This window comes from Novosphingobium sp. Chol11 (assembly GCF_945870625.1).
Taxonomy (GTDB): domain Bacteria; phylum Pseudomonadota; class Alphaproteobacteria; order Sphingomonadales; family Sphingomonadaceae; genus Novosphingobium.
Window position 1 is genome coordinate 1 of sequence record NZ_CAMBTS010000175.1, and the last position, 3259, is coordinate 3259.

Here is a 3259-nt window from a genome sequence, read left to right on the forward strand (position 1 = left end):
GAGAAGAATTCACCCTTGAACGAGGTTTCGCCGGTGCGCCAAAGATCCTTCAGAATGGTCAGATATTCGCGCGCATAATCATAGCGCCGATCATAGTATTCATCGCCGCGCCACAGGCCCATCTGGGTATATTCGGGCTTGTTCCAGCCAGTCACGATATTGAGCCCGCAGCGCCCCTCGCTGACGTCGTCGATGGTCGAGATCATGCGCGCGACCACCGGCGGATGCGCGCTGAGCAAGGTAACGCTGGGAAACAGGCCGATCCGCTTGGTATCTGCTGCCAACGCCGACATCAGCGTGAAGCTTTCGAGGCAGGCGTCCCAATAGCCGGTCTCCCCGCCGAACCCTTTGAACTTCATCATCGAAAGCACAAAGTCGAGCCCTACCCGTTCGGCCTCCTGCGCAATCGCCTTGTTATGCGCGTAAGTCGGCAGATAGACCGGGCTGCCCTTTGAGGGGATATAGCCGTTGCTGCCATTGGGGAGGAACACACCAAACTTCACGCCGCTTCTCCGAAACTTCGTTGCCCTTCTGAAACTGCGCGATCAAAGACCCAGCGCGCCGGGATTCATCAGCCGTTCGGGATCGACCACTGCCTTGACGCCCGCGACCACCCGGCCCAGCGCTTCGTTGTTCATGATCTCGCGGTAGGGGTAATACTTCCCGATCTGGAGGTGCAGCCCGCCCAGTTCGTCAAACAGATTGCGCAGCTCGTCGCGCAGGCCCAGCGCGACCGCGCGGCGCGCCTCGTCGGCGGGAATATCGCGCCACTTGTCGGCAAATTCAGGCTCGATGAGCGAGAGGCGGAACTCGCCCAGCGCATCGTGCCAATAGAAACTCGGCTCGATCACGAATTCCGGCCCGGAAAAGCAGGTCAGGTAGCTGGTCTTGATGCCCCATTGCTCCATCAGCGGCTTGCGCTCGGCGAGGAACCGTTCGGTCGCCTGCGCCGCGGGGATGGCGCGCGACAGCGGAAAATAGCCGTGCACCGGAATCCATATCTCGCCTTGGGACCCCAGCAGCACTGTCCGCACCCCGCCGAACGGGGCATTGCGAAAGACGGTCGGGATCGAATTGGCCATTTCGGTGCCGCCCTCGTCGGCGCAGACCTCGGCGGCCAGATCGGTATGTTCGGCCGCGACGACTTCGGTCAGCGCATCGAGCGTCATGTGCAGCGAATAGGGCACGTTCTTGAGGATCTTCTTGCCGCTCAACGCCACGCGCGCAGCATTCTTGAGGCCCTTGAGCCCGCCTTTGCGCGCGATCTTGCCAACCAGCGACAGGCCTTCCTCGAAGGTGATCCCCTGCCCTTCGAACCCGGCGTTGTAATACGGATCAAAGCCGTAGCATTCCGACGCGATCGCGAGCCGGGCGATCCGCACTTGCGCTGCCAGCATCGCCTCAAGCGTATCGAACTTGTAGGAGAGATAGCCGGTGTGTCCAGCCGTGCGCACCAACCGCAGCGAGGCGACTGCCTTGACCCCCATCGCACCCGTGTCGGCGGTGAACAGCCCGGTCACATCGGGGCCGAAGTGCCGCCAGAAGGGGCTCGAGTTCTTATGCGCCCAGCTGCCGGTGGTGATCAAGCTGCCATCGGCGAGCACAACTTTGAGGCCGATCACGGTCTGCGCCGCGGTGCCGCCGGTGCCCGATCCATGAAACAGACTGTTTTGCGAGAGCGCGCCGCCAACGGTGGCATAAGCGCCCGAAAGCGGGCCCCAATACGGCGTGCGTACCCCATGCGGGGCGAGCGCTTCGTGCAGCGCCTGCCAGGTGCAGCCCGCCTCGACGATCACATACATGTCGTCGGCATTGATCTCGATCACGCGGTTCATGCGGCGCATATCGATCAATACGCTGCGGGTGCGCTCGGGCGTGTAGCCGCTGGTGTAGCTCATCCCGCCGCCGCGCGGCACCACGGCAAATCCGGCGCGCGTGGCAACGCCGACCGCATCGGCCAGGGCTTCGACCGTCGCCGGCTGGATCACCGCTGCTGCAACTTCGTGCGCCCGGAAGCTCAGGTCCTGCGAAAAAAACTCCCGGCTGGGATTATCGAGCAGGACATTTTCGCGCCCCAAGATCTGCTGCAATCGGGCGATGGTCGCATCGTCCGGCGCATTGTTCGCCGGATCCGTGTCCGGTTGCTGTGGCAGACTCGACTCCATCGACACCTCCACCAAGTTCCAATTCAATTTTGTATGCTGAAACTGATGAAACACAAGGAGTTCTTCGCATCAGATGCAGGTATTGTGCACATTTCGACCGGCTTTGCTATGATGCCCTTGCGGATGATTCTCATATGCATTCTGCGGCACGCGCCGTGAGAGCAAGGCGCACTTTGAAAGGATCGAACATATGCGTGCAGCACTGGTTTCCGGCGCCGGGATCGGCATTGGCGCCGCCACCGCCAAGATTCTCGGGCGCGAGGGCTACCATGTCTTTGTCAGCGACATCCTCCCCGTCGAGGGCGAAGCAGTGGCGGCGGACATCCGCGCCGGCGGGGGTTCAGCCGAGTTCGTCGCGCTCGATGTCAGCGATACCGATGCCTGCGTTGCCGCCATCGCATCAATCGAAGCGCGCTTTGGCGGCCTCTCGGCGCTGGTCGCCAATGCGGGGATCGCGCCGCGCGCGGCCTATCCCATCCTGACCGACGAGAAGTGGGACCACGTGCTCGACGTGAACCTCAAGGGCCAGTTGCGGCTGATCCGCGCTGCGGCTCCGGCAATGAGCGCGCGGCAGCAGGGGGCGATCGTGTGTGTTTCCTCCATCGCCGGCGCGGTCGTGGGTTGGGACGATCATTGGCATTATTCCGCCGCCAAGGCCGGGATTACGGGCATGGTCAAAGCCGCCGCCTGCGCGCTGGCCAAGGACAATGTGCGGGTGAACGCGGTTGCCCCCGGCTTTATCCGCACCGCGCAGATCCTGTCGGAGGAAAACTCGCTCGGCCCGGTCGGACTGGCCGCTGCGGAAGGCACGGTGCCGATGGGCCGCGCCGGGCATGCGTCCGAAATCGGCGAGGTTATCGCCTTTCTGCTTTCGGACAAGGCGAGCTACCTCACCGGGCAGACGATCGTCGTCGATGGCGGCTTGACCATCTCGCTCTAAGCGAGGCGCGCGCACAAAAAACCGGGCCATGCATCGCTGCATGGCCCGGTTGTTTTGTGTTGGACGTCAGATCAGAACTTGAACGTGCCCTCGATGCCAAAGGTACGCAGCGCGCCCGGAGCAACGAACGCACCGCCGAATTCGGGAGCGACGA

General features: G+C 62.8%; 3 protein-coding genes. 1 reads left to right on the forward strand and 2 read right to left on the reverse strand.

What is annotated here, in order from left to right; all coding sequences use genetic code 11:
• Both Q0O40_RS15775 and Q0O40_RS15780 read right to left on the reverse strand, forming a co-directional pair.
• Window positions 1–503: LLM class flavin-dependent oxidoreductase (locus Q0O40_RS15775; RefSeq protein ID WP_295532101.1), on the reverse strand; the 503-nt coding region annotated here is incomplete at its 3' end.
• A gap of 42 nt (window positions 504–545) precedes the next feature.
• Window positions 546–2165: an FAD-binding oxidoreductase gene (locus tag Q0O40_RS15780; RefSeq protein WP_295532104.1), complete on the reverse strand. Its 1620-nt coding sequence runs from the start codon at window positions 2163–2165 to the stop codon at window positions 546–548.
• Between the two features lie 190 nt (window positions 2166–2355).
• Here Q0O40_RS15780 and Q0O40_RS15785 point away from each other — a divergent pair, with 190 nt between their 5' ends.
• Window positions 2356–3105, forward strand: coding sequence for an SDR family NAD(P)-dependent oxidoreductase (locus Q0O40_RS15785; RefSeq protein ID WP_295532107.1), 750 nt, complete (start codon window positions 2356–2358; stop codon window positions 3103–3105).
• Window positions 3106–3259 lie beyond the last annotated feature (154 nt).

Excerpts from the sequence above, each read along its gene's own strand:
- Q0O40_RS15780 (WP_295532104.1), bottom strand. The coding sequence starts at position 2,165 with ATGGAGTCGAGTCTGCCACAGCAACCGGACACGGATCCGGCGAACAAT.
- Q0O40_RS15785 (WP_295532107.1), top strand. The coding sequence starts at position 2,356 with ATGCGTGCAGCACTGGTTTCCGGCGCCGGGATCGGCATTGGCGCCGCC.